This is a genomic window from Nocardia sp. MH4 (assembly GCF_019266065.1).
GTDB lineage: Bacteria > Actinomycetota > Actinomycetes > Mycobacteriales > Mycobacteriaceae > Nocardia > Nocardia canadensis.
Genome location: NZ_LPNR01000105.1, coordinates 74705 through 101039 on the forward strand (window position 1 = coordinate 74705; position 26335 = coordinate 101039).

Here is a 26335-nt window from a genome sequence, read left to right on the forward strand (position 1 = left end):
GCCCCTCGGCGGCGAGGCGGCCGAAAACGTGGTGGTCGCGTCTCGGAGTATCGAGGCTCCGAACTAGAGCTCGCCCGGGGTGGGTTCGCGGGCGGGCAGATTCGCGGTGATGACCTCGGATACCGTCTGGATGGAGCCCGCGCCCGACCCGTCGGGGACGGTCAGGGCGATGTAGGTCTCGCGGTCGACGGCGAACCAGGTGCCGACCTTGCCGACCTCGTCGCGGACCTGGAACCACTTCACACCGTCGACCACCGTCAGCGGGGACGCGCGGTTGAATTCGAGCGGCCGATCCAGACCGCAGCGCAGCACGATCGGCTCGCCGCCGTCGGGGTGCTGCCAGGCGCGGGTCGCGGGCGGCGCCGGCTCGACCAGAGTCGACTTGGTGTAGTCGCCGAGGTCGGCGGGCAGGGCGGGCAGCAGGGCCTGGCAGGCCGGGCCGTCGGCCGCCGGGGCCGGGACCGGGCCGAGGGCGAGGGGCTCACGTTCGACGGGGGCGCGCAGGGCGATGAAGGCCGCGACGAGGACGCCGACGATCAGGATGACCGGCAGGGCGACCGCGGTGGCGATCAGCGCGGGGGAGTAGGGGGTCGACGCGTCGGCATCGGGTTCGGCGGCGGAGCCCGGCGTCGTGCCGCTGTCGGCCGAGTTCGGATCGGTCGGCCCAGCGGGCTCGTCCGTCGTCGACGCGGCAGCCGAGCCGGTCGCGGACGGGTCGGTCGTCGCCGCAGCCGCGGTGTCGGGGGCGTCCGCGCCCGAAGACTTGCCGTCCCGGTCGTCCGCCGCTGTCGGGTCCGACGAATCCGCCGCCATAACCGTCCGGTCCTTTCCGTTGTGTCCGATCGCCTCCGAAAGGGTACCGTCGGGGCGATTTCGTCGGTCAGCAGCACACTGGGAAGGGGCCGGTCATCAGCGAGGACAGCCGTCCGCAGACGGTGCGTGAGCTGGGCGAGTTCGCCCTGATCGACCGGATCACCGCGAATCGGGAGCAGGGACCGCAGGTGCTGCTCGGCCCCGGTGACGACGCCGCGCTGGTCGCCGCGCCCGACGGGCGGTTCGTGGTGAGTACCGACATGCTGGTCGAGGGCAGGCACTTCCGCCGCGACTGGTCGGCGCCGCAGGACATCGGTCGCAAGGCCATCGCGCAGAACGCCGCCGACATCGTCGCCATGGGCGCGCGCCCGACGGCCTTCGTCGTCGCGCTCGGCTGCCCGGCCGACACCCCGGTGCCGGTGGTGACCGGCATCGCCGACGGCATGTGGGCCGAGGCGAGCCGCGCGGGCGGGTCCATCGCGGGCGGCGACCTGGTGCGCAGTGACCAGCTGGTCGTCTCGGTGACCGCGTTCGGTGACTTGGGCGGCCGGGCGGCGCTGACCCGCTCGGGCGCGACCGTCGGTGACATCGTCGCGGTGGCGGGCGAACTCGGCTGGTCCGGCGCCGGACTGGCCGTATTGTCCGGCGACGCCGACACTTCCGACCCGGCTTTCGCGCATGCCCTTGCGACGCATCGGGTTCCGCAACCGCCCTACGCCGCGGTGCTCGATGTCGCCGGTGGTGCGACGCCGACCGCGCTCACCGACGTCTCCGACGGGTTGCTCGCCGACCTCGGCCATCTCGCGACTGCCTCGGGCGTGGCGATCGACGTGCACAGCGCGGCGCTGGCCGACCCCGACCTGGCCGCGCTCGCCGTACTGCTCGATGTCGATGCGGCGCAATGGATTCTGGCCGGCGGCGAGGATCACGCCTTCGCGGGCACCTGGCCCGCGGGCACCGCGTTGCCGCCGGGCTGGCGGCCGATCGGCGTCGTCACCGCAGGCAGCGGCGTCACCGTGGACGGTGCCGCGCCGACCGGCGACACCGGCTGGGAATCGTTCCGTGGGGCGGACGCCACGCCCGGCGGCCGGAACCGATAGGTTGTGCGGTCATGGGTGCCAAACCACTGTCGGAGATCATCGATCCGGGCTGGGCCCGGGCACTGGAGCCGGTGGCCGACCGGATCAGCGAGATGGGCGAATTCCTGCGTGCCGAGAACGCCGCGGGCCGGGGCTATCTGCCCGCCGGGGAGAACGTGCTACGCGCGTTCCGCCGTCCGTTCGACGCCGTGCGCGTGCTGATCGTCGGCCAGGATCCCTACCCGACGCCGGGCCACGCGATGGGTCTGAGTTTCTCTGTCGCCCCTGAGGTCTCGCCGGTGCCGCGCAGCCTGTCCAACATCTTCGCCGAGTACACCAAGGACCTCGGCTTCGATACGCCCAGCTGCGGTGACCTGAGCCCGTGGTCGGATCAGGGTGTGCTGCTGCTGAACCGGGTGCTCACCGTGACGCCCGGCACGCCCGCCTCGCATCGCGGCAAGGGCTGGGAAGCGGTCACCGAGCAGGCCATCCGGGCGCTGGTCGCCCGCGACGAGCCGCTGGTCGCCGTGCTGTGGGGACGCGACGCGGGCTCGCTCAAGCCGACGCTGACCGAGGCCGAGATCCCCTACATCGAATCGGCCCACCCCTCACCCTTGTCGGCCTCGCGCGGATTCTTCGGTTCGCGGCCCTTCTCCCGGGTCAACGAACTGCTCGACGAACTCGGAGCCGAACCCGTCGACTGGCGGCTGCCCTGACCCGGGGCGTCGCCCGCACCAGAAGAAAATGATGAAGGAGCACAACCCGATGCACATCACGACCGTTCGCGCCGCCGTCGCGACCGCCGCCGTCGCCGCCGCCCTGACCGCGGGCGCCGCCTCGGCCAACGCGGCGGGCCTGGCACTCGAGCCCTACAACGAGGAGGCCGCGCCGGTGGCCACCACCCAGATCGGTGAGGAATGGACCTCCACCGGCACCTCCACCATCTCCTCGGGCGTGAACGCGAAGGTGACCTGCCTGCTGCAGAACACCTTCAGCGCCCTCGGCGCACAGTGCTAGTAGGCGGCTGGCGCCGCGGGGTTTCGGCTGTATCTTAGGCGGCTGGCGCCGCGGGTTTCGGCCTCGTGACCTCGCCGCCGAGGGGTGATACTGCGCCTGCGGCGTTCCGTATCGCCCCTCGGCGGCGAGGCGGCCGAAACAGTGGTGATCAGTTGAGCCCGAGGTAAGCAGGCTTGCGCTTGCCGACGAAGGCATCCACGCCCTCCCGGCCGGTTTCGCTGTTCGCGGCGGCGGAGATGCTGTCGCGTTCGGCATCGAGCTGCTGGTCCAGAGTCGCCGTCGGCGATTGGGCCAGCAGCTTTTTCATGGCCGCGTAGGTGGCGCGCGGTCCGGTGACGAAGCTCTGGGCGACCCGCAGTGCCTCGGCGCGGACCTCGTCGTCGGCGACGGTGCGGCTCAGAATGCCCAGGCGCACGGCCTCGTCGGCGCCGAGGACGGCGTCGGTGAGCAGGATCTCGGCGGCCCGGCTCGTGCCGACGATGCGGGGCAGCAGCCAGGACATGCCGCCGTCGGGGCTCAGGCCGATGCCCGGGTAGGCGGGGCGCAGCTTGGTCGAGGGGCCACCGATCGCGATGTCGGCGGCGCACACCAGGCTCATGCCGGCGCCTGCCGCCCAGCCGTGCACCGAGGCCACGACCGGAACCGGCGTCGCGGCCAGCGCGCGCACGAAGTCGTGCAGTTCGGAGGCGAGCTGGTGCAGGTAGGCGCCACGGTCCTCGGCGCCGGCGAAGTGGTGGACGTTGCCGCCCGCGCAGAAGTTGGCGCCGGTGCCGGTCAGCAGCACGGCGCCGACCTCGGGATCGAGCGCGCGCAGGGCCTCGGTGCCCGCGTTGATCAGGTCGAAATTCATCGAAGTGCCCGCGGCGGCGGTGGCGATCGGCAGCTGCAGGACGCCGTCGACGACAGTGACGGCGGTGACCGGTTCGGTGGTACTCATGGCGTCACCCTAGCGAGAGCCGCGTCGCCACCACTGTTCGGGCAGCAGGGTGAAGGGGTCGACCCGGCGCACTCCGGTGTCGGCGAAGCCGTGCCTGCGATAGAAGGCGTGGGCACGCGGATAGTCGCCGAAGACCCACAGTGTGCACGGTGAGCCGGGAGCGGCGGCTTCGATCAGCGCGTCGGCGACGCCGGTGCCGTGCCAGGCGGCGCGGACATACAGCGCTTCCAGCTCGAATTCGGTCGCCGAGGCGAAGCCGATCAGCCGGTCACCGGACAGCGCGATCGGCAGGCGGTGTGTTCCGTCGGTGCGGCGGCGCTCCCAGGTGAGCGCGGAGCGTTCGAGATCGAACCCGGACAGTACATGGCCCGGCACCAGGGCGTCGTAGGCCTCGCGCCAGCTCGCGATATGACAGGCGGCCAGCGCGGTGACCCGCTCGGCGGTCAGCGCCGCGAGGCGCCAGTCAGTCACGTCGACCCCCACCGACGACAAAGCCCCGGATCACCCACGAGGGGCGCCGGGGCGTTATCGGCAGAATGTACGGGCTGAGAATCAGCCGCGGACGACCTTGCCCGCCTTCAGGCAGGAGGTGCACACGTTCATCCGGCGGGTGTTGCCAGGGGCAACCTGCGCACGCACGGTCTGGATGTTCGGGTTCCAGCGACGGTTGGTGCGCCGGTGCGAGTGCGAGACCGACTTCCCGAAACCGGGGCCCTTGGCGCAGACGTCGCAAACGGCAGCCATGTCGCGAGCTCCTTCATGTCATAAGCGGACAGCGGCGCACGTATGCCCGCTGAACCGGAAACTGATGTCGTCAAATGCCTTGCCGACTCGCGTCGGCCAGCGCAGACCGGGATCGGCCGCACGAGGCAACCCTGCAAGGGTAGCTGGCCGGGCCGTGAACTTCCAAACCGGGTGTCCCGGTCGACACGCCGGGCACGGCCCGGATGACGGGCCCGTCCGCGGTCAGCATACCCCTGTCGGTCGCTGGCGCTAACCTGGCGTGCGGTGCCCGGCGGGCGGGCGCCGCCAACGGTGAGCGAGGTGACGGTGTCGCACGTGCGGGAGGCGCTGGACGGCGCCGAGCTGCTGGACTGGGCCAGGGCCTGCCGCACCGATCTGGAACTCCGCCGCGCCGAGATCGACGCGCTCAATGTGTTCCCCATCGCCGACTCCGACACCGGAACCAATCTGCTCGCCACGATGCGCGCCGCCGTCGCCGCCGCCGAGCGCGCGATTCCGGACGCGACGCCTGCCGGTCTCACCGCCGATCGAGTCGGCCTCGCGGGTGCGGACCCCCGTGCGGGCGATGGCGCGGGTGCCGACCCTGGCGCGGGCGCGATTCCGGACGCGACACGTGCTGGTCTCGCCGCCGATCGAGTCGGCCTCGCGGGTGTGGAGCCCGGTGCGGGTGGTGTCGCGGGTGTCGATCCTGGCGCGGGCGCTATCGCGGGGGTGGACCCTGGCGCAGGCGGCATTGGGGGTATAGACCCCGGGGCGGGTGCCGAGGGCGTCGGACTCGGCGCGGTCGGCATGGACGTCGGCATGGACACGGGAGCTACGGAGACCGGCGGCGGCCCTTCGGCCCATCTCGTCGCGCAGGCGCTCGCGCGCGGAGCGACCACAGGTGCGCGGGGGAACTCGGGGATCATTCTGTCGCAGGTGTTGCGTGGGATCGCCGAGGCGGTGGTCGGGGGTCCGCTGACCGGGGAACGGTTGCGGACGGCTCTGCGGCGGGCCGCCGTGCTCGTGCGCACCGGACTCAGCGCCCCGGTCGAGGGCACGATCCTGACGGTGCTCGACCGGGCCGCCGTCGCGGCCGACGCCTCGGCGGAAGTCTCGCTGATCTCCGTCGCGCAGTCGGCGGCCGAGGGCGCCGCGCGTGCGCTCAACGAGACGCCGGCGCAGCTGGGCGTCCTGCGGGCGGCGGGCGTCGTCGATGCCGGTGCCAGGGGACTGCTGGTGCTGCTCGATTGCCTGGTGCGACGGATCTGCGGGCAAGCCCCGGCCAGGGACAGCTACTTGCGGGCCGATGGGCAGAGCGCGACCCGGCGGTGGCCTGGCGTCGACGACGGCCGGCCCGCCGACAGCCGATCCGGCGCCAACCGGCCCGACGCCAACCGATCCGATGACGGCCGATCCGGCGGCGGCCAATCCGCCGATATCCGATCCACCGATAGCCGAGCCGATGGCGGCCGATCCGACGCCCGCCGACCCGTCGATGGCCGAGAGCATCCGTCCGGGCAGGCGCCTCCCCGAACCGCCGATTCGGAGCCGACGCGCCCCGCCGACTCCTGGGACGACCACCGCGACTTCCCGGATCCCCACTTCGAGGTCATGTACGTGATCGCCGACACGGACGAGGCCGCCGCGTCGGGATTGCGCGACCGGCTCGCCGTGCTCGGTGACTCGGTCGTCGTGGTCGGCGACGGGGACAGCACCTGGTCAGCGCATGTGCACTGCCGCGACGCGGGCGCGGCGATCGAAGCCGGACTGGCGATCGGCACCGTGACCGGCATCCGCATCGAGAGCTTCGCGGTGACCGCGCCCCACGGCGGACACGCCGAACACGTCGCGCTCGACGCCGCCCGCGATGGCGCGCCGGCGACCAACGGCGACGGTCGGCACCGCGCCGGCCCCCCGGTGCCCGCCGACCGGGGCATCCTGGCGGTGGCCTCCGGCGCCGCGGCCGCCCGCCTGTTCGAGGACGCGGGCGCGGTGGTGCTGCGCGGTGACCGCCAGCTCGACACGACCGCCCTGCTCACCGCGATCCGCGCGATGCCGAACCGGGAAGTCCTCGTGCTGCCCAACGGCGCGCTGCCCGCGCAGGAACTCGTGGCCGCCGGTGTCGCCGCCCGTGACGGGTCACGTGACGTCCTGCTGCTGCCGAGCGCGTCGATGGTGCAGGGCCTGGCCGCGCTCGCGGTCCACGATCGCGGCCGGATCGCCGTGGACGACGCGTTCGCGATGTCGGAGGCGGCCGCGACCACCCGCTGGGGCGCGCTGCGCCCGGCCCGGGTACGCGCGCTGACCATGGTCGGCATGTGCTCGCCCGGTGACGGACTCGGCCTGGTCGGCCACGACGTGGTGGTCATCGACCCCGACGTGGTCGGCGCCGGTCGTATCCTGCTGGACCGGATGCTCGGTCTCGGTGGCGAATTGGTGACACTGCTGATGGGCGCCGACGCGGGCCCCGAACTGGGCGCGGTCCTGGCCGAGCACGTGACAGCCGGTTTCCCCGGTGTCGAGGTCGTGGTGTATTCCGGTGGGCAGCAAGCGGATCTGGTGCAGATAGGGGTCGAGTGATGGCGACGTTGAGTGACCGGCTCGACCACGTGCTCGGGGTGAAGGCGGCCGACCGGCTGACCGAGGCGTTCGACATGACCACGGTCGAGGACCTGTTGCGTCACTATCCCGCCCGCTACGCCACCCAGGGACAGCCGCTCACCGAGGAGGAACCGGAGGAGAGCGCGCACATCACCGTCATCGGCCGGATCACCAAAACCGAACTGCGCCCGATGAAGAACCGGCGCGGCTCGCTGCTCAAGGTGCAGCTCGACACCGGCGCCACCCGCCCGATCGAGGCCACCTTCTTCAACGGTGACAAGGTGCGCTACCTGGTGAAAGAGGGGGTGCGAGCGATGATGTCGGGCACCGTGCACTGGTGGCGCCCCGACCGCTGGAACCTCTCGCACCCGGACTACCTGATCCTGCCCGACAAGGCCGAGGCCGGTGTCGAGGAGCTGACCTCCGTACGCGGCAGCGGCGCGCTGCGCGGACTGGCGCAGAGCGCGAAAGGCGCTGGGGGAGTAGACGCGTCGTTCTTCGAGCGCGAGTTCGTGCCGGTGTACCCGGCGACGGCGAAGGTGCAGAGCTGGGATCTGCTGGCCTGCATTCGCCAGGTGCTCGACCAGCTCGACCCGATCGAGGACCCGCTGCCCGCCGACCTGCGCGAGGAACGCCACCTGCTCGAGGTCTCCGACGCGCTGCGCCTGATCCACCTGCCCGAACACAAGCTCGATATCGAGAAGGCCAGGGACCGGCTGCGTTTCGACGAGGCGCTGGCCCTGCAGCTGGTGCTGGCCGAGCGCAGGCACGAGGTCGAGGGCCGCACCGCCCCGGCGTGCCCGCCGCGCACCGACGGCATCGCCGCCGCCTTCGACGAGCGGCTGCCGTTCGAGCTGACCGAGGGCCAACAGCAGGTGATCGACGAGATCTCCGCCGACCTGTCGCGCACCCGCCCGATGCACCGCCTGTTGCAGGGCGAGGTGGGCTCGGGCAAGACCATCGTCGCCCTGCACGCGATGCTGCAGGCGGTCGACGCGGGCCGCCAGTGCGCGCTGCTCGCGCCGACGGAAGTGCTCGCCGCCCAGCACTACCGGTCGCTGCGGGCGATGCTCGGTGATCTCGGCACCGCCGGGGAACTCGGCGCGGCCGAACAATCCACGAAGGTGGTGCTGCTCACCGGCTCGATGTCGGTAGCGGCGAAGAAGGCGGCGCTGCTGGACGCGATGACCGGTGAAGCCGGCCTGGTCATCGGCACGCATGCGCTGATCCAGGACGCGGTGGAGTTCTTCGACCTCGGCCTGGTGGTTGTCGACGAACAGCACCGCTTCGGCGTCGAACAGCGCGATGCCCTGCGTGCCAAGGCCAAGGACGGCATCAGCCCGCACCTGCTGGTCATGACCGCCACGCCGATTCCGCGCACCATCGCGATGACCACGCTCGGTGATCTGGAGACCTCCACCCTCACCCAATTGCCCAGGGGCCGTTCACCGATCGTGTCGAAGGTGGTGCCGCGCAAGCTGCATCCGGGCTGGGTGGACCGCGCCTGGGAGCGCATTCTCGAAGAGGTCGGCGCGGGCAGACAGGCGTATGTGGTGTGCTCGCGCATCGGCGAGGACCCCGACGCCCCGCCCGCCAAGGGCAAGAAATCCGCGGAGGAGAAGGAGGGCCCGACCACCCAGGCCGCGGTCGAGATGTACGAGACGCTGAGCGCGGGCGCGCTGTCCGGCGTGCGGGTCGGGCTGCTGCACGGCCGCCTGCCGTCGGACGAGAAGGACCAGGTGATGCGTCAGTTCAACGACGGCGCCATCGATGTCCTGGTGTGCACCACGGTCGTCGAGGTCGGTGTCGACGTGCCGAACGCGACGGTGATGGTGATCGTCGACGCCGACCGGTTCGGCGTGAGTCAGCTGCACCAGCTGCGCGGCCGGATCGGCCGTGGCAAGCATCCCGGCCTGTGTCTGCTGATCACCGATGCCGCGCCCGGCGGCACCGCGATGGCTCGGCTGGAAGCGGTTGCCGCGACCACCGACGGCTTCGAACTCTCGGTGCTCGACCTGCGCCAGCGCCGCGAGGGCGATGTGCTCGGCGCGGCGCAGTCCGGCACCGCCCGGTCGCTGCGGCTGCTGTCGCTGCTCGACGATCTCGAGGTGATCACCGCCGCCCAGGAGCTGGCCAGGCAGGTCGTCGCCGACGACCCCGGCCTGGTGAAGCATCCCGGGCTGGCGGGGATGATGGACGCCGCCGTCGACGGCGAACGCATCGAATACCTCGCGAAGTCCTGACGCTCAGCGCGGCAGGCGCGGATACGGCAGATCGGTGCTGGTGTGCTCGGCCACCGCGAGCGGCCGCCCGATCTGCGGGAACGCGCGCTGCGGGCACGCGGGCCGCTCGCACACCTTGCAGCCCGCCCCGATCGGCACCGCCACCTGCGGGTCGTCCAGTTGCAGGCCCTGGGAGTAGACCAGCCGGTCGGCGTATTCGATATCGCAGCCGAGCCCGATGACGAAGTTCTTCGCCGCGGTGCCGTAGCCCTGCGCGGATGCCGGGGTGGTCCGGGCGATCCACAGGTAGCGGCGCCCGTCGGGCATCTCCGAGATCTGGGTGAGGATGCGGCCCGGGTGCGCGAACGCCTCGTGGGTGACCCACAGCGGGCAGCTGCCGCCGACCCGGGAGAAATGGAACGCGGTGGCGGACTGCCGTTTCGAGATGTTGCCCGCCCGGTCGGTGCGTACCAGGAAGAACGGCACCCCGCGCTGGCCCTGTCGCTGCAGGGTGCTCAGCCGGTGGCACACCGTCTCGAAGCCGACCTCGAACCGCAGCGCGAGCAGGTCGACGTCGTAGCGCAGTTCCTCCGCCGACCGCAGGAACCGGCCGTAGGGCAGGATCAGCGCGCCCGCGAAATAGTTGGCCAGCCCGACCCTGGCCAGGGTGCGGGATTCACCGGTGAGCGCGCGCGATTCGGCGAGGACGTTGTCGATCTCGCGCCCGTAGAGCAGCAGGCCCAGGGTGGTGGCGATCTGGAAGGCACGCTGTCCGGGGCGCAGCCGCCGCGCCAGGGTGAGCGTGCGGGTGTCGGGATCGTAGTGGCGCTTGGGAATGGTCGGGTCGGCGCCGTCGCCGCGGACCAGCACGGTCACGCCCGCGCGTTCCTCCGCGATCCTGGCCAGCTGCCGATCCAGCGAGCCGATGCTCAGCCCCGACTCCTCGAACAGCTGCTCGGCGGCGTGGTCGAGGGTGGAGATGTGGTTGCGGTGGTCGTAGAAGAAGTCGCGTACGTCCTCGTAGGGCATGGGTGTGCCCGGCGCGCCGCTGGGCGTGTCCACCCGCGAGGACAGCAGGTCGAGCTGATCGGTGGCCGCGCGCAGGCGCCGGTGCATGGCGATGACGATGCGGGCCACCTCCGGCAGCCGGGTCGCGAGTTCCTCGACCTCGGTGATCGGCGCGGTGTCACCGCCGCCCGCGGCTTCCACGAGCACTTCGTGCAGATCCGAGACCAGCCGCGCGTCGGAGTCGGCGGCGAAGAACTGCACATCCAGATCGAAGGTCGAGTTCAGTTTCAGCAGAACGGGAATGGTGAGCGGGCGCTGGTCGCGTTCGAGCTGGTTGAGATAACTGGGCGAGAGATCCAGCGATTTCGCGAGCGCCGCCTGAGTCATCCGTCGTTCTTCACGCAGCCGTCGTAGCCTGGCCCCCGCGTACATCTTCCGCACGCCGGAGATCCTAACTCGCCGGGTTTGCAATGTTCGCTCGAAATCGTGATTGTCTGGGGAGAAGCCCAGTCCTGCAAGGGATTTTACCTGTGACTACCGGTGCGTAACGTGCGAAGAGACCGTTAGGTCGGATCCGGGGTCCGTGGCGATCGGATATCACGTCCCCGACCTTACCGTCCAGCCTTCGCAACGTTCGCTGATTCATCGAGTGTCGCACACAAAAATACGCTTGTTCAGCATGTTCTCCGAGCGGTTCGCGGTGCGTAGCGTGCGAATTGTGGCTGGGATCGACCAGCTGGAATCGGAGGATCAGTGAAAACCCATCTCGTTCGCAGTGTCGGCGCCGCCGAGGAGTTCCCCCGCGCGCAGCACCTGGCCACGCTGGTGGCGGAGGTGGCCACCGACCCGGTGCCGGTGTCAGGCGAGGTCACCGACATGATCGTCAACCGGATCATCGACAACGCGGCGGTGGCCGCGGCCTCGGTCCTGCGCGGCCCGGTGCGGACGGCCAGAGCGCAGGCGAGCGCCCATCCGCTGCCCGTGGGCGCACGCCGACACGGCGCCACCGTGTTCGGACTGGCGGGCGCGCAGCGCTTTTCCCCGGAGTGGGCGGCGCTGGCCAACGGTGTCGCGGTCCGCGAACTCGACTTCCACGACACCTTCCTGGCCGCCGAGTACTCCCATCCCGGCGACAACATCCCGCCGATCCTGGCGGTCGCCCAGCACACCGGGCGCAGCGGCGCCGAGCTGATCCGCGGCCTGGCGACCGGCTACGAGATCCAGATCGACCTCGTGCGCGCGATCTGCCTGCACGAGCACAAGATCGACCATGTCGCCCATCTCGGCCCGTCGGCCGCGGCGGGCATCGGCACGCTGCTCGGTCTCGACGCCGAGACCATCTATCAGGCGGTCGGCCAGGCGCTGCACACCACCACCGCGACCCGGCAGTCCCGCAAGGGCGAGATCTCCAGCTGGAAGGCCTACGCGCCGGCCTTCGCGGGCAAGATGGCGGTCGAGGCGGTCGACCGCGCGATGCGCGGGGAGGGCGCGCCCGCCCCGATCTGGGAGGGCGCCGACGGCGTCATCGCCTGGCTGCTCGGCGGCGCCGACGCCGAATACCGGGTGCCGCTGCCGGGCCCCGGCGAGGCCAAGCGCGCGATCCTGGACAGCTACACCAAGGAGCACTCGGCCGAATACCAGAGCCAGGCCCCGATCGACCTGGCGCGCAGGCTGCGCGAGCGGATCGCCGACACCGCCCGCATCACCTCGATCGTGCTGCACACCAGCCATCACACCCACTACGTGATCGGCACCGGGTCCGGTGACCCGCAGAAGTTCGACCCACACGCCAGCCGCGAGACCCTCGACCACTCGCTGCCCTATATCTTCGCGGTCGCCCTGCAGGACGGCACCTGGCATCACGAGCGCTCTTACGCACCCGAGCGCGCGCGCAGGCCCGACACCATCGCGCTGTGGCGCAAGATCTCCACCGTCGAAGACCCGGAGTGGACGCGCCGCTATCACGCGACCGACCCGGCGGAGAAGGCCTTCGGCGCCAGGGCCGTGGTCACCCTCGACGACGGCACCGTCGTCGTCGACGAGCTCGCGGTGGCCGACGCGCATCCGCTGGGCGCGCGGCCGTTCGCCCGCGCGCAGTACCTCGAGAAGTTCCGCGTCCTCGCCGACGGCGTCGTCGCGCCGGACGAGCAGGAGCGCTTCCTCGACGCCGCGCAGCGGACCCCGGAGCTGGCCGCGGGCGAGCTGGACCAGCTCAGCTTCGCGGTCGACCCGGTCCTGTTCGAGGTGCTCCCCGCCGCGCGGGAAGGACTGTTCTGATGAATGTTTCGGGACTGCTCGCCGCGCACACCAGCCCGGCGCGCAAACGCGCCGCGTTCCGGGCCGGCCTGGCCTCCGGACAGTTGCAGCGGTTGCCGGGCGCGGTGAATCCGCTGGTGGCCACGCTGATCCAGGAGATCGGATTCGACGGCGTGTACGTCTCCGGTGCGGTGGTGTCGGCCGAGCTGGCGCTGCCCGACATCGGCCTGACCACGCTCACCGAGGTCGTCGAACGCGGTCGCCAGATCGCGCGCGCCACCGAACTGCCGGTCCTCGTCGACGCCGACACCGGCTTCGGCGAACCGATGAACGCCGCCCGCACGGTGGCCCTGCTCGAGGACGCCGGCCTGGCCGGCTGTCACCTCGAGGATCAGGTCAATCCGAAACGGTGCGGTCATCTCGACGGCAAGGCGGTGGTCGAGACCGCGGCGATGGTGCGCCGGATCCGAGCCGCGGTCGCGGTGCGCCGCGATCCCGGCTTCGTGATCTGTGCCCGCACCGACGCGCGCGCCATCGAGGGACTCGATGCGGCGATCGAGCGGGCCAAGGCCTACGCCGACGCGGGCGCCGACCTGATCTTCACCGAGGCGCTGGTCGAGGAGGCCGAGTTCGCGAGGTTCCGTGCCGCCGTGGATGTCCCGCTGCTGGCCAACATGACCGAGTTCGGCAAGACCCCGCTGCTGTCGGCCGCGACCTTGACCGATCTCGGCTACAACGCGGTGATCTACCCGGTCACCACGCTGCGGCTGGCGATGGGCGCGATCGAGGACGGCCTGCGCGAGATCGCCACGGCCGGTACTCAAGCGGCGCTGCTGGGTCGCATGCAGCACCGGTCGCGGCTCTACGAACTGCTGGGCTACCAGCGCTACAACGAATTCGACTCCGGCATCTTCGATTTCACGGTGGGTGAGTGACCATGACCAGTGGACAGACGGCACCGCGGGCCATCGCCAAGGGGCTGGCGGGGGTGGTGGTCGACACGACGAGCATCTCCAAGGTGGTCGCCGAGACCAACTCGCTGACCTACCGGGGCTATCCCGTGCAGGATCTGGCCGCACGCTGCACCTTCGAGGAGGTCGTCTACCTGCTCTGGCACGGCGAACTGCCCGACGACGGGCAGCTGCAACAGCTGTGCCAGCGCGAACGCGCGCAGCGCCGGATCGACCGGTCGGTGCTGGCGCTGGTGGAGAAGATGCCCGACACCTGTCATCCGATGGATGTGGTGCGCACGGTCGTCAGCTACCTCGGCACCGAGGACGCCGCCGCCGAGAGCGTGGGCGAACGGGAAAGACTCGCCGCCGCACTGCGGTTGACCGCGCTGCTGCCCACGGTGATCGCGGCGGCGATGCGCAGGCGGCGCGGGCTCGACCCGATCGCCCCGCATTCCCAGCTCGGGTTCGCCGAGAACTTCCTGTACATGTGTTTCGGTGAGGTGCCCGCGCCGCGGATCGTGCGGGCGTTCGAGATCTCGCTGATCCTCTACGCCGAGCACGGTTTCAACGCCTCCACCTTCGCCGCCCGGGTGGTGACCTCCACCGGCTCGGACCTGTACAGCGCGATCACCGCGGCCATCGGCGCGTTGAAGGGCAGGCTGCACGGCGGCGCCAACGAGGCGGTCATGCACACCATGCTCGAGATCGGTGACCCCGCTCGGGCCGCGGCCTGGGTCGGCGAGACGCTGGCCGCGCGGCGCAAGGTGATGGGCTTCGGCCACCGCGTCTACCGTAACGGCGACTCGCGGGTGCCGACGATGAAGGCCGCCCTCGACGAGGTGGCCGCGGTCACCGGCGGACAGCGGTGGGTGCGGATGTACGACGCGCTCGCCGCAGCCATGGCCGAGAAGACCGGTATCGCACCGAATCTCGACTTCCCTGCCGGGCCCGCCTACTACCTGATGGGCTTCGACATCGAGATGTTCACGCCCATCTTCGTGATGAGCCGGATCACCGGCTGGACCGCGCACATCGCCGAGCAGTCGGCCGCGAACGCGCTGATCCGGCCGCTGTCGGAGTATCGCGGCGTCGACCAGCGTCCGGTGCCCACGCGTCACTGAACCGGTCCGCGTCGGCCCCGCATCGCCGACGCCGCGGACCGGCACCACCGCCCCGGACGGATCACCCGTCCGGGGCGGTGCTGTGTTCAGCGCAGCGCGGCGGCCGCCGTCACCAGGTTGCGCAGCGACGCCTCGACCTCCACCGGGCCACGCGTCTTGAGACCGCAGTCCGGGTTCACCCAGAGTCGTTCGGCCGGTACGGCCGCCAGCGCGGCCGACAGTGCGGCGGTGATCTCCTCGACCGAGGGCACCCGGGGCGAGTGGATGTCGTAGACGCCGGGGCCGACCCCGAGCGCGAAACCGGCCGCGTTCAGGTCGTCGAGAACCTCCATGTGCGAGCGGGCCGCCTCGATCGAGGTGACATCGGCGTCCAGGCCCGCGATCGCCGAGATCACCTCGCCGAACTCCGAATAGCACAGGTGCGTGTGCACCTGGGTGGTGTCGGCGACCCCGGCGGTGGCCAACCGGAACGCGTCCACCGACCAGCGCAGGTAAGCGGGCTGATCGGCCGCGCGCAGCGGCAGCAGCTCGCGCAGGGCGGGCTCGTCGACCTGGATGATCCGGGCGCCCTGGGCCTGCAGGTCCACCGTCTCGTCCCGGATCGCCAGTGCGACCTGGCGGGCCGAGTCGGCGAGCGGCTGATCGTCGCGGACGAACGACCACGCCAGGATCGTCACCGGACCGGTCAGCATGCCCTTGACCGGCTTGGCGGTCAGCGACTGGGCGTAGCCGATCCACGACAGCGTCATCGGCGCGGGCCGCGCGACGTCGCCGAACAGGATCGGTGGGCGCACACAGCGGGTGCCGTAGGACTGCACCCAGCCCGCCTCGGTGGTGGCGAAGCCGTCGAGGAGCTCGGCGAAGTACTGGACCATGTCGTTGCGTTCCGGCTCGCCGTGCACCAGCACGTCCAGGCCGAGCTTCTCCTGCAGGGCGATCACGTCGGCGATCTCGGCCCGCATCCGGCGCTCGTATTCGGCCGCATCGATCTCGCCGGTGCGCAGCGCGGCGCGGGCCAGGCGGATGGCCGAGGTCTGCGGGTAGGAGCCGATCGTGGTGGTCGGCAGCACCGGCAGGTCGAGGTGAGCGCGCTGCGCCGCCCTGCGCTCGTCGGCGGGGGAGCGGGTCAGGTCGTCCTCGTCGAGGGCGGCCAGGCGGGCGCGGACCCGGTCGTCGTGCAGGCGCGGGTCGGTGCGCCTGGTCACGGCGGCGGCGCGCGCCGCGGCCAGCTCGTCGCCGACCGCGGCGGCGCCCTCGGCCAGGGCGGTCGCGAGAACCCGCACCTCGCCGACCTTTTCGGCGCCGAATGCCAGCCACGAGCGAAGCCGGTCGTCGAGCCTGGTCTCCGGGGTCAGCGAGTACGGCACATGCAGCAGGGAGCACGAGGTCGAGACCGCCACGCCGGTGCCCAGGGCGCCGAGCGTGTCGAGCGCGGCGTCGAGGTCGGTGCGCCAGATGTTGCGGCCGTCGACGACACCGGCGACCAGCAGCTTGCCCGCCAGCGCCGGGACGGCGGCGATCGCGGACACCTCGATGCCCGCGGTGAGATCGAGGGCGACACCCTCGATGCCGGTGTCCGCCACTGCCGCCAGCGCGCCGTCGGGGTGCCCGAAGTAGGTGGCGACCAGGAGCGCGGGCCGGTCCGGCGCGGCCGACAGCGCGGTGTAGGTCTCGCGCACGAGCCCGATCTCGGCCGCGGTCAGGTCGGTGACCAGCACCGGCTCATCGATCTGCACCCACTGCGCGCCCGCCTCGGCCAGGCGTGCCAGCAGGTCCAGGTACAGCGGCACCAGTTCCGGCAGCCGGTCCAGCGCCGCGCCGTCGGTGGACTTGGCGAGCTTCAGGAAGGTCAGCGGGCCGATCACCACCGGCCGGGCCGGCACGCCGAGCGCGATGGCCTCCGCGAGTTCGGTCAGCAGCTTGTCCGGGTGCAGCGTGAACACGGTGGCCGCGTCGATCTCGGGCACCAGGTAGTGGTAGTTGGTGTCGAACCACTTGGTCATCTCCAGCGGCGTGACCGTGTCGGTCCCGCGTGCGGCCGCGAAATAGCGGTCCAGCGGGTCGGCGATGTCGGTCACCCGATGCGGCAGCGCACCGAGCAGGACGGCGGTGTCGAGCATCTGGTCGTAGTAGGAGAAGGTGCCGACGGGCACCGAATCCAGTCCGGCCGCCTGCAATGCGGCCAACTGCACGGTGCGCAGCATGCGGCCGACGGCGTGCAGGTCCTCGGCGCCGAGCCGGCCTGCCCAGTAGGACTCGGTGGCGCGCTTGAGTTCCCGGCGCGGGCCCACCCGCGGCAGGCCGAGAACCGTTGCGGTGAAAGGGGAGTGCGAAACAGTCACGGAGATTCTCCAGTGTCGTGCAGGGAGAGCCGACGCCTTTCGCGGGCGACGACGACACCTCCGGGACCCGTCGTGAGACACGACAGGTCGGCACAGGTGGTCCGCGCGCCCGATCCACGAGGCGGTGGCCGCCGGATACGGCGTATCCGGCACAGTCGGCAGGTCTTCGGACTCGCGGGCACCGGTCGTGTGATCGACCGACCTACTGGCCGTCGCTTCCCGGGCGTCGTGCCCAGTGCTGATGACGGCGGTCGTTCCTGCATACCGCTGCGGGACAGTCCCGGATTCCCACCGGGTTCCCTCTTCACCCGGCACCACAGTGCCCGGGCTTCGACACCGGCGCGGGAGGTCGGGGCTCCGACTCTTCCACCGCGCAGGCGAACCAGCTGCGTCGCCCAGCATAGGGCCTCAGCGCGTACCGTCGCGACCACCCCGGCGCGCGTGGCCCGCGTGACCTGCGCTTCGGCGGCGCACCGCCGGGCGTCCGCCACGGTGAGATGTGACGGCCCGATGAACGCAACTTCGCAGGTGGGCGGGTGTGCGATGTGAAGATTGCTGCGAAGCCACCTTGCGTGACAGTCCTGCGGTCGCGTCCGGGTACCGTGGTCCAATGTTCTCGAAAGTCTTGGTCGCCAATCGTGGTGAGATCGCCATTCGCGCCTTCCGCGCGGCGTACGAACTCGGCATCGGAACGGTCGCGGTGTTCCCCCATGAGGACCGCAACTCCGTCCATCGGCTGAAGGCGGCCGAGTCGTATCAGATCGGCGAGGAAGGGCACCCGGTCCGGGCGTACCTGTCCATCGAGGCGATCATCGACGCGGCCAAGAGCGCCGGCGCCGACGCGATCTACCCCGGCTACGGCTTCCTGTCGGAGAACCCCGACCTCGCGGCCGCCTGCGAGCGCGAGGGCATCACCTTCATCGGCCCCTCGGCCGCCGTCCTGGAGATGGCGGGCAACAAGGCCACCGCCATCGCCGCCGCCAAGGCCGCCGGCCTGCCGGTGCTGAAGTCCAGCGAACCCTCCGCCGACATCGACGCCCTGCTGGCCGCCGCCCAGGAGTTCGAGTACCCGATCTTCGTCAAGGCCGTCGCCGGTGGTGGTGGTCGCGGCATGCGCCGGGTCGCCGCGCCCGAGCAGCTGCGCGAGTCGATCGAGGCGGCCTCGCGCGAGGCCGAGTCGGCCTTCGGTGACCCGACCGTGTTCCTCGAGCAGGCCGTGGTGAATCCGCGCCACATCGAGGTGCAGATCCTGGCCGACCAGCACGGCAACGTCATGCACCTGTTCGAGCGCGACTGCTCGCTGCAGCGCCGCCACCAGAAGGTGATCGAGCTCGCGCCCGCGCCGAACCTGGATCCCGCACTGCGCGAACGCATCTGCGCCGACGCGGTGGCCTTCGCCCGCCAGATCGGTTACAGCAACGCTGGCACCGTGGAGTTCCTGCTCGACGAGCGCGGCAAGCACGTGTTCATCGAGATGAACCCGCGCATCCAGGTCGAGCACACGGTCACCGAGGAGATCACCGACGTCGACCTGGTGCAGTCACAGCTGCGGATCGCCGCCGGGGAGACCCTGGCCGATCTGGGCCTGAGCCAGGACACGGTGTCGATCCGGGGCGCCGCGCTGCAGTGCCGCATCACCACCGAGGACCCGGCCAACGGCTTCCGCCCCGACACCGGCCGCATCACCGCCTACCGCACCCCCGGCGGCGCGGGCATCCGTCTCGACGGCGGCGCGAACCTCGGCGCGGAGATCGGCGCCTACTTCGACTCGATGCTGGTCAAGCTGACCTGCCGTGGCCGCGACCTGCCCGCCGCGGCCGCCCGTGCCCGGCGCGCGCTGGCCGAGTTCCGCATCCGTGGCGTCACGACCAACATCCCGTTCCTGCTCTCGGTGCTCGACGACCCGGACTTCCAGGCGGGCCGGGTCACCACCTCGTTCATCGACGAGCGGCCCGAGCTGCTGACCTCGCGCGGCTCGGCCGACCGTGGCACCAAGATCCTGAGCTACCTGGCCGACGTCACCGTCAACAAGCCGCACGGCGATCGCCCGACCACGGTGTACCCGTACGACAAGCTGCCCGCCGTCGACCTGACGCTGCCGCCGCCGGACGGCTCGCGTCAGCGCCTGCTCGCCCTCGGCCCCGAGGGCTTCGCCCGCGCCCTGCGCGAGCAGAAGGCCCTCGGCGTCACCGACACCACCTTCCGCGACGCACACCAGTCGCTGCTGGCGACCCGGGTGCGCACCAACGGCCTGCTCGGTGTCGCCGGGCATGTCGCCCGGCTGACCCCGGAACTGCTCTCGATCGAGGCGTGGGGCGGCGCGACCTACGATGTGGCGCTGCGCTTCCTGCACGAGGACCCGTGGGAGCGGCTGGCCGCCCTGCGCGAGGCCGTGCCCAACATCTGTCTGCAGATGCTGCTGCGCGGTCGCAACACCGTCGGCTATACGCCGTACCCGGAACAGGTCACCCGCGCGTTCGTCTCCGAGGCCGCGACCACCGGCATCGATATCTTCCGCATCTTCGACGCGCTCAACAATGTCGACCAGATGCGCCCGGCTATCGACGCCGTGCGCGAAACGAACACGGCCATCGCCGAAGTCGCGCTCAGCTACACCGGCGACCTGCTCGACCCGAACGAGTCGCTCTACACCCTCGACTACTACCTGAAGCTGGCCGAGCAGATCGTCGACGCGGGCGCGCACGTGCTCGCGATCAAGGACATGGCTGGCCTGCTGCGCGCGCCCGCGGCAGCGAAGCTGGTCACCGCGCTGCGCGGCAACTTCGATCTGCCGGTGCACGTGCACACCCACGACACCCCCGGCGGTCAGCTGGCGACCTACCTGGCCGCCTGGCAGGCCGGCGCCGACGCGGTCGACGGCGCCTCGGCCGCGATGGCGGGTACGACCTCCCAGCCCGCGCTGTCGGCCATCGTCGCGGCCACCGCGCATACCGAGCACGACACCGGCCTGAACCTGCAGAACGTGTGCGATCTGGAGCCGTACTGGGAGGCGCTGCGCAAGGTCTACGCGCCGTTCGAGTCGGGTCTGCCCGCGCCGACCGGGCGCGTGTACACCCACGAGATCCCGGGCGGTCAGCTGTCGAACCTGCGCCAGCAGGCGATCGCGCTCGGCTTGGGCGACCGGTTCGAGGAGGTCGAGGCCAAGTACGCCGCGGCCGACCGGCTGCTGGGCCGCCTGATCAAGGTCACCCCGTCGTCGAAGGTCGTCGGTGATCTGGCGCTGGCGCTGGTCGGCACCGGTGTCGACATCGAGGACTTCGCCGCCGATCCGGGCCGCTACGACATCCCCGACTCGGTGATCGGCTTCCTGCGCGGCGAACTGGGCGAGCCCGCCGGTGGCTGGCCCGAGCCGTTCCGCAGCAAGGCGCTGGCCGGGCGCAACGAGCCCAAGCCGGAGACCCCGCTGACCGCGGCCGACCAGGCCGGGCTCGACGGCACCTCGCAGGAGCGTCGCGACACCCTCAACCGCCTGCTGTTCCCCGGCCCGACCGCCGAGTTCCAGGCGCACCGGGAGAAGTACGGCGACACCACCGGCCTGTCGGAGAACCAGTTCTTCTACGGTCTGCGCCGCGGCGAGGAGCACCGCGTCCAGCTGGAGAAGGGCGTCACGCTGCTCATCGGGCTGGAGGCGATCTCCGAGCCGGACGAGAAGGGCATGCGCACGGTCATGTGCATCATGAACGGGCAGCTGCGCCCGGTCGCGGTGCGGGACCGCTCGATCGCCTCCGAGGTGCCGGCCGCGGAGAAGGCCGACAAGAACAACCCCGGCCACATCGCGGCGCCGTTCGCCGGTGTCGTCACGTTGGCGGTGTCGGAGGGCGACGAGATCCACGCGGGCGACACCGTCGGCACCATCGAGGCGATGAAGATGGAGGCGGCGATCACCGCGCCGCGCGCCGGCATCGTCGGCCGGATCGCGACCGCCAAGGTGCAGCAGGTCGAGGGCGGCGATCTGCTGGTGGAACTGGCTGCGCGCGAGTCGGAATGACGCGCATCGTCGCGGGCACGGCGGGCGGGCGGCGGCTGAAGGTGCCGCCCGCCGGTACCCGGCCCACCTCGGACCGGGTCCGCGAGGCCCTGTTCAGCGCGATCGACGCGCGCCTGGATCTGGACGGCGCGCGGGTGGTGGACCTGTACGCCGGTTCGGGCGCGCTCGGCCTGGAAGCGCTCTCGCGCGGCGCCGCCCACGCCCTGCTCGTCGAGGCCGACCGCAAGGCGGCCGCGGTCGTGCGCGCCAATATCGCCGAACTCGGCCTGCCCGGCGCGGAACTGCGCCTGGGCACGGTCGGCTCGGTGCTGGCGCACGCCGCGCCGAGTCCCTACGACGTGGTCTTCTCCGACCCGCCGTACGACGTGAGCACCGAGGACGTGATCGCCGACCTCACCGCGCTGGCGGCCAACGGCTGGCTCGCGCCCGACGCGCTGGTGATCGTCGAGCGGTCCATCCGCTCACCCGAAATCGCCTGGCCCGCAGGCTATGCGCCGCTGAAGATCCGCAAGTACGGGGAGACCAGAATCGAGCTCGCCGAATTCGGTGCTAGCGTCTGAACCATGGCTGCAGCACTGTGCCCCGGCTCCTTCGACCCGGTCACCAACGGTCACCTCGACGTGTTCGCTCGCGCGGCCGCGCAGTTCGACGAGGTGATCGTCACCGTGATGGTGAACCCCAAGAAGCAGGGCATGTTCACCGTCGACGAGCGCATCGAACTGCTGCGCGAGTCGGTCGCCCATCTGCCCAATGTGCGCGTGGCGTCCTGGCAGGGTCTGCTGGTCGACTTCGCCAAGCAGGAGGGCGTCGGCGCGATCGTCAAGGGTCTGCGCGACGCGGGCGACTTCGGCTACGAGCTCCAGATGGCCCAGATGAACCACAAGCTGGCCGGTGTCGACACCTTCTTCATCGCCACCAACCCGTCGCTGAGCTTCCTGTCCAGCTCCCTGGTGAAGGAAGTCGCGGCCTACGGTGGCGACGTCAGCGACATGCTCCCGCCCGCGGTGCACAAGCGCCTGCTCGACCGCCTGGCCGAGCGTCGCGGCTAGCGGGCTCGGCCGCGCGTCGCTGCTAGAAGACCAGGCCGCGCAGAGCCAGGAACCGCATGCCGCCGACCGCGGCGGTGATGGCGAGGACGGCGAGTGCCTGCACGCTGTCACCCAGGCCGGGCGCCCACACGCCGAGGGCGGCCAGGCCCGCCGTCGTGATGCCGAGACCGAGCAGCGCCAGGCCGCCGCCTTCCCATTGCGCCGTGAACCAGGTGACCCGGTCTGCGGCGTGGAAGGTGAGCTGGCGGTGCAGTTCGTTGGCGATCACGGTGCTGACCACCGAGCCGGCGACATTGGCGATCAGCGGGCCGACGCCGTGCATGGCGAAGAACAGCAGCACGTAGGCGATATTGCTGGAGCCGCCGACCAGGGCGAAGCGGATGAGCTGGGGGAGCGCGCGGTCGCCGCGCAGGTAGGTGAGGGTTCGGTCGACCCGCGGGCGCACCGCGGGGGCGGGTGTAGCGGCGGGAACGGCGGGGAACGTTCCGATCCAGGGTGTGAACATGCCCGCGACGTGGGACACCGAAGGTCTCGGTGTTTCGAGGACGGTCATGGTCGACTCCGATCGCAATGAACGAGCGTCGAGGAGTACAACAGCAATAAACGTGCAGTGCTTCCCGGCGGACGGCGTTGTCGTGCCTACCGATGGTAGCGGAAGTGGAGGGATTCACTCCACTTGATATCTGTGCGATCTAGGACACTCTCGCGACACACCGCGACGACATTCGGAACACGCGCCGCCGACGGGCACACTGGGCCACGGCGGTAGTGGTTTCGCCGTGAGCAAGCAGGAGGGTAGTGAGCATGTATCGCGTATTCGAAGCACTCGACGAACTGGTCGCCATCGTCGAAGAGGCGCGCGGCATCCCGCCGACTCGCAGCTGCATCGTGCCGCGCGGCGATGTCCTCGAACTGCTCGACGACGTCCGCGACGCCCTGCCCGGTGAGCTCGACGACGCCCAGGACGTCCTCGATCATCGCGACAAGATCGTCGGCGACGCCCGCGCCGGCGCCGAGACCACCATCACCTCGGCCAACGACCAGGCGCGTACCACCATCGAGAACGCCCGCGCCGAGGCCGACCGCATCCTCGCCGACGCCAAGGCGCACGCCGACCGGATGGTCGCCGAGGCCACCACGCACGCCGATCGTCTGGTCGCGACCGCGCAGGCCGAGGCCGAGCAGGTGATCGCCGACGGCAACGCCGAGTACGACGAACTGACCAGCCGCGCCCAGATCGACGCCGACCGGGCCATCCAGGCGGGCAAGGACTCCTACGAGCGCTCAGTCGCCGACGGCAAGGCCGAGCAGGCCCGGCTGGTCGCCCAGACCGAGGTCGTGCGGGCCGCGCACGCCGAGTCGGCGCGCCTGATCGACGACGCCCAGGCCGAGGCCGACCGGGTCCGCGCCGAATGCGACGACTACGTCGACGAGCAGATGGCCGATTTCGGTGGCAGGCTCGCCGCGATGGAGGAGACGCTGAGCACCACGCGGCGCACGATCACCCGCGGTCGCCAGCAGATGCGCGGCGGTCAGGCGGCCGAATACCCGGAATACGCCGCCGAGCACCGGCGCTGACCGCACTCCCGCGTTTTGAGTTCCGACGGGGTCCTGCCGTACTGTTGAGTGGTTGCCCAAATCCCCTCAGAAGTAAGTGAGTCAGTGATGCCCGCCGCTTCCGGTTCGCCGTCGCGTCCGCACAAGACCAGTGGTCCTGTGTCCGACGCGGGCTTCGTGCTGGATGTCCGCAGCCTCGGCCGTCGGCCGGGGACCATGCGGGAGCTGCGTCGCACCGTCACCGACCATGAGCGGCTGGGTCTGGATCTGATCGCCATCCCGGCCGACGCCGCGGTGGAACTCGACCTGCAGTTGCAGGCCGTCTCGGAGGGTGTGCTGGTCACCGGCACGGCGTCCGGGCCGACGGTGGGGGAGTGCTCGCGCTGCCTGGAACCGTTCGACGACCAGGTCGAGATTCGTCTGACGGAGCTGTTCGCGTATCCGGACAGCACCACCGAGCAGACGACCGAGGACGACGAGGTCTACCGCATGGAAGACGACCTCATCGACCTCGAGCCGGTGATCCTCGACGCCATCGGGCTGGAGCTTCCGCTGCAGCCGCTGTGCACCCCGAACTGCGCGGGCCTGTGCCCCGAGTGCGGTGTGCGGATGGCGATTGCGGGTCCTGATCACGGGCATGAGATACTGGACCCTCGCTGGGCCAAGTTGGCGAGTTTCGCCGCAGAGGCGCCCGGCACCGGCGACCCCGCTGAGGGTTCCACCACCCCAGACCGATCCGCTCCCGTGGCAAACGATGCCCACGTGGCCAGCGAAAACACAGAGGAGAAGTAGCCGTGGCTGTTCCCAAGCGCCGGATGTCCCGTTCCAACACCCGGTCGCGGCGCAGCCAGTGGAAGGCCGTCGCGCCGACCCTGGTCACCTGCCCGAACCGTGCCTGCGGTGAGAAGACCCTCCCGCACATCGCGTGCCCGTCCTGCGGCACCTACAAGGGCCGCCAGGTCACTGCTGCTGTCTGATTCGTGACAGCCAGCAAAGACACCGCGGGCTCGGCCGATCACGCCAGCCTGCTCACCGCACTCGGTGTCGACGTACGACCGGAGCTTCTGCGCCTCGCGCTGACGCACCGGTCGTACGCGTACGAGAACGGTGGTTTGCCGACCAACGAGCGCCTCGAGTTCCTCGGCGACTCGGTTCTCGGTCTGAGCATCACCGAGCGCCTCTACACCGAGCACCCCGAGAAGTCCGAGGGCGAGCTCGCGAAGCTGCGCGCCAGCGTGGTGAACATGCACGCGCTCGCCGAGGTGGCGCGTGGTCTCGGTGACGGCGGACTCGGTCAGTACCTGCTGCTCGGCAAGGGCGAAGAGCTCACCGGCGGCCGTGACAAGCCGAGCATCCTCGCCGACGGCATGGAGTCCCTGCTCGGCGCCGTGCATCTCGAGCACGGCATCGAGGTGGCCCGTGGGGTCGTGTTGCGCCTGTTCGCCGAACTGCTCGAGCGCGGCCCCCGCATGGGCGCCGGCCTCGACTGGAAGACCAGCCTGCAGGAGCTCACCGCCGAGCGTGGCCTCGGCGTGCCCAATTACGAGATCACCTCCACCGGCCCGGACCACAACAAGGAGTTCACCGCGACCACGGTGATCGCCGGTCGTCCGTACGGGCAGGGCGTCGGCCGCTCCAAGAAGGAAGCCGAGCAGAAGGCCGCGGGCACCGCCTACAAGGCACTCACCGCCGAAACCTCCGTCGAATCCTCCGACGAAGCCTGACCCGTGCCCGAACTGCCCGAAGTCGAGGTGGTGCGGCGCGGTTTGGCCGATCACGCGGTCGGCCGGGCGATCGATGCCGTCACCGTCACCCACCCCCGGGCCGTGCGCAGGCACGTGGCGGGCGGCGCCGATCTGGCGGCCCGGCTCACCGGTCTGAAGATCGAGGGCGCGCAGCGCCGCGGCAAGTACCTGTGGCTCACCTTCGACGAGCCGGACACCGCCTTGGTCGTCCATCTGGGCATGAGCGGGCAGATGCTCGTTCAGCCCGCGGACGCCCCGGTCGAGAAGCACGCCCACATCCGCGCCGTCCTCGGGGACGGCAGTGAGCTGCGGTTCGTCGACCAGCGCACCTTCGGCGGCTGGGCGCTGGCCGATCTCGTCGAGGTCGACGGCACCGTGGTCCCGGACTCCGTCGCCCACATCGCCCGCGATCCGCTGGATCCGCGCTTCGACGCCGAGGCCGTGGTCGCGGCGATCCGGGCCAAGAACACCGAGATCAAGCGGGTGCTGCTCGATCAGACCGTGGTGTCGGGCATCGGCAACATCTACGCCGACGAGGCGCTGTGGCGGGCCGGTCTGCACGGTACCCGGGTGGCCGCCGAGCTCACCCGGCCGGTGGTGCGCCGGCTGCTCGAGGGCGTCGGCGCGGTCATGAACGAGGCGCTGGCCGTCGGCGGTACCTCCTTCGACGCGCTGTATGTGAACGTGAACGGCGAATCCGGCTATTTCTCCCGGTCGCTGGCCGCTTACGGCCGTGCGAACGAGCCGTGTGACCGGTGTGGCGCGCTGCTGATCCGCGAACAATTCATGAATCGCTCGTCGTTTTCCTGCCCGAAGTGTCAGCGGAAGCCTCGCCGCCGCTGATCCGGGCACGCTACCGTTTCTCCTGACAGGTCGTATCGGACCGGGTCCGTGCAGGAG

The 26335-nt window shown here is 70.8% G+C and carries 23 protein-coding genes and 1 riboswitch; of the genes, 16 read left to right on the forward strand and 7 right to left on the reverse strand.

The window, feature by feature from the left end; all coding sequences use genetic code 11:
• Positions 1-63: 63 nt before the first annotated feature.
• Complete coding sequence (locus ATM97_RS18295; RefSeq protein ID WP_255587986.1) at positions 64-813, reverse strand: DUF3515 domain-containing protein; 750 nt, start codon at positions 811-813, stop codon at positions 64-66.
• A 95-nt stretch (positions 814-908) separates the two neighbouring features.
• Here ATM97_RS18295 and ATM97_RS18300 point away from each other — a divergent pair, with 95 nt between their 5' ends.
• From ATM97_RS18300 to ATM97_RS18310, 3 genes are read left to right on the forward strand one after another with little or no spacing between them, the layout of a single operon-like run.
• Entirely contained in the window at positions 909-1913 is a 1005-nt protein-coding gene (locus ATM97_RS18300) for a thiamine-phosphate kinase (protein ID WP_218719285.1), read from the forward strand.
• A gap of 11 nt (positions 1914-1924) precedes the next feature.
• Positions 1925-2608 (forward strand): uracil-DNA glycosylase, encoded by a 684-nt coding sequence (locus tag ATM97_RS18305; protein WP_218719245.1) that lies wholly within the window; start codon positions 1925-1927, stop codon positions 2606-2608.
• A gap of 49 nt (positions 2609-2657) precedes the next feature.
• Positions 2658-2909 carry a hypothetical protein gene (locus ATM97_RS18310; protein WP_255587987.1) on the forward strand — a complete coding sequence of 84 codons (252 nt, stop codon included), beginning with the start codon at positions 2658-2660 and terminating at the stop codon, positions 2907-2909.
• 148 nt (positions 2910-3057) lie between these two features.
• On the opposite strand, the gene ATM97_RS18315 is transcribed toward ATM97_RS18310, so the two are convergent.
• The 3 genes from ATM97_RS18315 to rpmB all read right to left on the reverse strand — a co-directional run bounded on the left by ATM97_RS18315 (position 3058) and on the right by rpmB (position 4590).
• The gene (locus ATM97_RS18315) at positions 3058-3846 is read right to left on the reverse strand and encodes an enoyl-CoA hydratase/isomerase family protein (protein WP_218719247.1); all 789 of its coding nucleotides are present in this window, start codon (positions 3844-3846) and stop codon (positions 3058-3060) included.
• Positions 3847-3855: 9 nt separating this feature from the next.
• Positions 3856-4317, reverse strand: coding sequence for a GNAT family N-acetyltransferase (locus ATM97_RS18320; RefSeq protein ID WP_218719248.1), 462 nt, complete (start codon positions 4315-4317; stop codon positions 3856-3858).
• An 81-nt stretch (positions 4318-4398) separates the two neighbouring features.
• Positions 4399-4590, reverse strand: coding sequence for a 50S ribosomal protein L28 (gene rpmB / locus ATM97_RS18325; protein ID WP_011210730.1), 192 nt, complete (start codon positions 4588-4590; stop codon positions 4399-4401).
• 315 nt (positions 4591-4905) lie between these two features.
• Here rpmB and ATM97_RS18330 point away from each other — a divergent pair, with 315 nt between their 5' ends.
• Together ATM97_RS18330 and recG are read left to right on the forward strand one after the other, a co-directional pair.
• Positions 4906-7152, forward strand: a complete 2247-nt coding sequence (locus ATM97_RS18330; RefSeq protein WP_374104878.1) for a DAK2 domain-containing protein — start codon at positions 4906-4908, stop codon at positions 7150-7152.
• A complete protein-coding gene (gene recG, locus ATM97_RS18335) occupies positions 7152-9416 on the forward strand; it encodes an ATP-dependent DNA helicase RecG (protein WP_218719249.1) in 2265 nt (754 codons plus the stop codon). Before ATM97_RS18330 ends, recG begins: the two co-directional genes overlap by 1 nt.
• A gap of 3 nt (positions 9417-9419) precedes the next feature.
• Here the strand turns inward: recG and ATM97_RS18340 are convergent, their stop codons facing one another.
• Positions 9420-10844: a short-chain fatty acyl-CoA regulator family protein gene (locus tag ATM97_RS18340; protein ID WP_218719250.1), complete on the reverse strand. Its 1425-nt coding sequence runs from the start codon at positions 10842-10844 to the stop codon at positions 9420-9422.
• 312 nt (positions 10845-11156) lie between these two features.
• Here ATM97_RS18340 and ATM97_RS18345 point away from each other — a divergent pair, with 312 nt between their 5' ends.
• The 3 genes from ATM97_RS18345 to ATM97_RS18355 are packed head-to-tail and all read left to right on the forward strand — an operon-like array spanning position 11157 to position 14733.
• Positions 11157-12680, forward strand: a complete 1524-nt coding sequence (locus ATM97_RS18345; protein ID WP_218719251.1) for an MmgE/PrpD family protein — start codon at positions 11157-11159, stop codon at positions 12678-12680.
• Complete coding sequence (prpB, locus tag ATM97_RS18350) at positions 12680-13594, forward strand: methylisocitrate lyase (protein WP_218719252.1); 915 nt, start codon at positions 12680-12682, stop codon at positions 13592-13594. Before ATM97_RS18345 ends, prpB begins: the two co-directional genes overlap by 1 nt.
• Positions 13595-13596: 2 nt before the next feature.
• Positions 13597-14733, forward strand: a complete 1137-nt coding sequence (locus ATM97_RS18355) for a bifunctional 2-methylcitrate synthase/citrate synthase (protein WP_218719253.1) — start codon at positions 13597-13599, stop codon at positions 14731-14733.
• A gap of 86 nt (positions 14734-14819) precedes the next feature.
• On the opposite strand, the gene metE is transcribed toward ATM97_RS18355, so the two are convergent.
• Entirely contained in the window at positions 14820-17075 is a 2256-nt protein-coding gene (gene metE, locus ATM97_RS18360) for a 5-methyltetrahydropteroyltriglutamate--homocysteine S-methyltransferase (protein WP_218719254.1), read from the reverse strand.
• Between the two features lie 139 nt (positions 17076-17214).
• Positions 17215-17409: riboswitch (cobalamin riboswitch) on the reverse strand.
• A 276-nt stretch (positions 17410-17685) separates the two neighbouring features.
• Between metE and ATM97_RS18365 the strand changes: the two genes are divergently transcribed.
• The 3 genes from ATM97_RS18365 to coaD are packed head-to-tail and all read left to right on the forward strand — an operon-like array spanning position 17686 to position 22133.
• Complete coding sequence (locus ATM97_RS18365) at positions 17686-21084, forward strand: pyruvate carboxylase (protein WP_218719255.1); 3399 nt, start codon at positions 17686-17688, stop codon at positions 21082-21084.
• The gene (gene rsmD / locus ATM97_RS18370; RefSeq protein ID WP_218719256.1) at positions 21081-21644 is read left to right on the forward strand and encodes a 16S rRNA (guanine(966)-N(2))-methyltransferase RsmD; all 564 of its coding nucleotides are present in this window, start codon (positions 21081-21083) and stop codon (positions 21642-21644) included. The genes ATM97_RS18365 and rsmD overlap by 4 nt, the downstream gene beginning before the upstream one ends.
• Before the next feature lie 3 nt (positions 21645-21647).
• Entirely contained in the window at positions 21648-22133 is a 486-nt protein-coding gene (gene coaD / locus ATM97_RS18375; protein ID WP_218719257.1) for a pantetheine-phosphate adenylyltransferase, read from the forward strand.
• A gap of 22 nt (positions 22134-22155) precedes the next feature.
• On the opposite strand, the gene ATM97_RS18380 is transcribed toward coaD, so the two are convergent.
• Positions 22156-22686: a GtrA family protein gene (locus tag ATM97_RS18380; protein ID WP_218719258.1), complete on the reverse strand. Its 531-nt coding sequence runs from the start codon at positions 22684-22686 to the stop codon at positions 22156-22158.
• Positions 22687-22937: 251 nt separating this feature from the next.
• Between ATM97_RS18380 and ATM97_RS18385 the strand changes: the two genes are divergently transcribed.
• From ATM97_RS18385 to mutM, 5 genes are all read left to right on the forward strand, one after another.
• On the forward strand, positions 22938-23711 hold the full coding sequence (locus tag ATM97_RS18385; RefSeq protein ID WP_218719259.1) for a DivIVA domain-containing protein: 774 nt from the start codon (positions 22938-22940) through the stop codon (positions 23709-23711).
• Between the two features lie 87 nt (positions 23712-23798).
• The gene (locus tag ATM97_RS18390; protein WP_218719286.1) at positions 23799-24482 is read left to right on the forward strand and encodes a DUF177 domain-containing protein; all 684 of its coding nucleotides are present in this window, start codon (positions 23799-23801) and stop codon (positions 24480-24482) included.
• 2 nt (positions 24483-24484) lie between these two features.
• Positions 24485-24667: a 50S ribosomal protein L32 gene (rpmF, locus tag ATM97_RS18395; protein ID WP_022565580.1), complete on the forward strand. Its 183-nt coding sequence runs from the start codon at positions 24485-24487 to the stop codon at positions 24665-24667.
• Between the two features lie 3 nt (positions 24668-24670).
• Positions 24671-25414 (forward strand): ribonuclease III, encoded by a 744-nt coding sequence (rnc, locus tag ATM97_RS18400; protein WP_218719260.1) that lies wholly within the window; start codon positions 24671-24673, stop codon positions 25412-25414.
• 3 nt (positions 25415-25417) lie between these two features.
• Positions 25418-26278, forward strand: a complete 861-nt coding sequence (gene mutM / locus ATM97_RS18405; protein ID WP_218719261.1) for a bifunctional DNA-formamidopyrimidine glycosylase/DNA-(apurinic or apyrimidinic site) lyase — start codon at positions 25418-25420, stop codon at positions 26276-26278.
• The last annotated feature ends 57 nt before the right edge of the window (positions 26279-26335 follow it).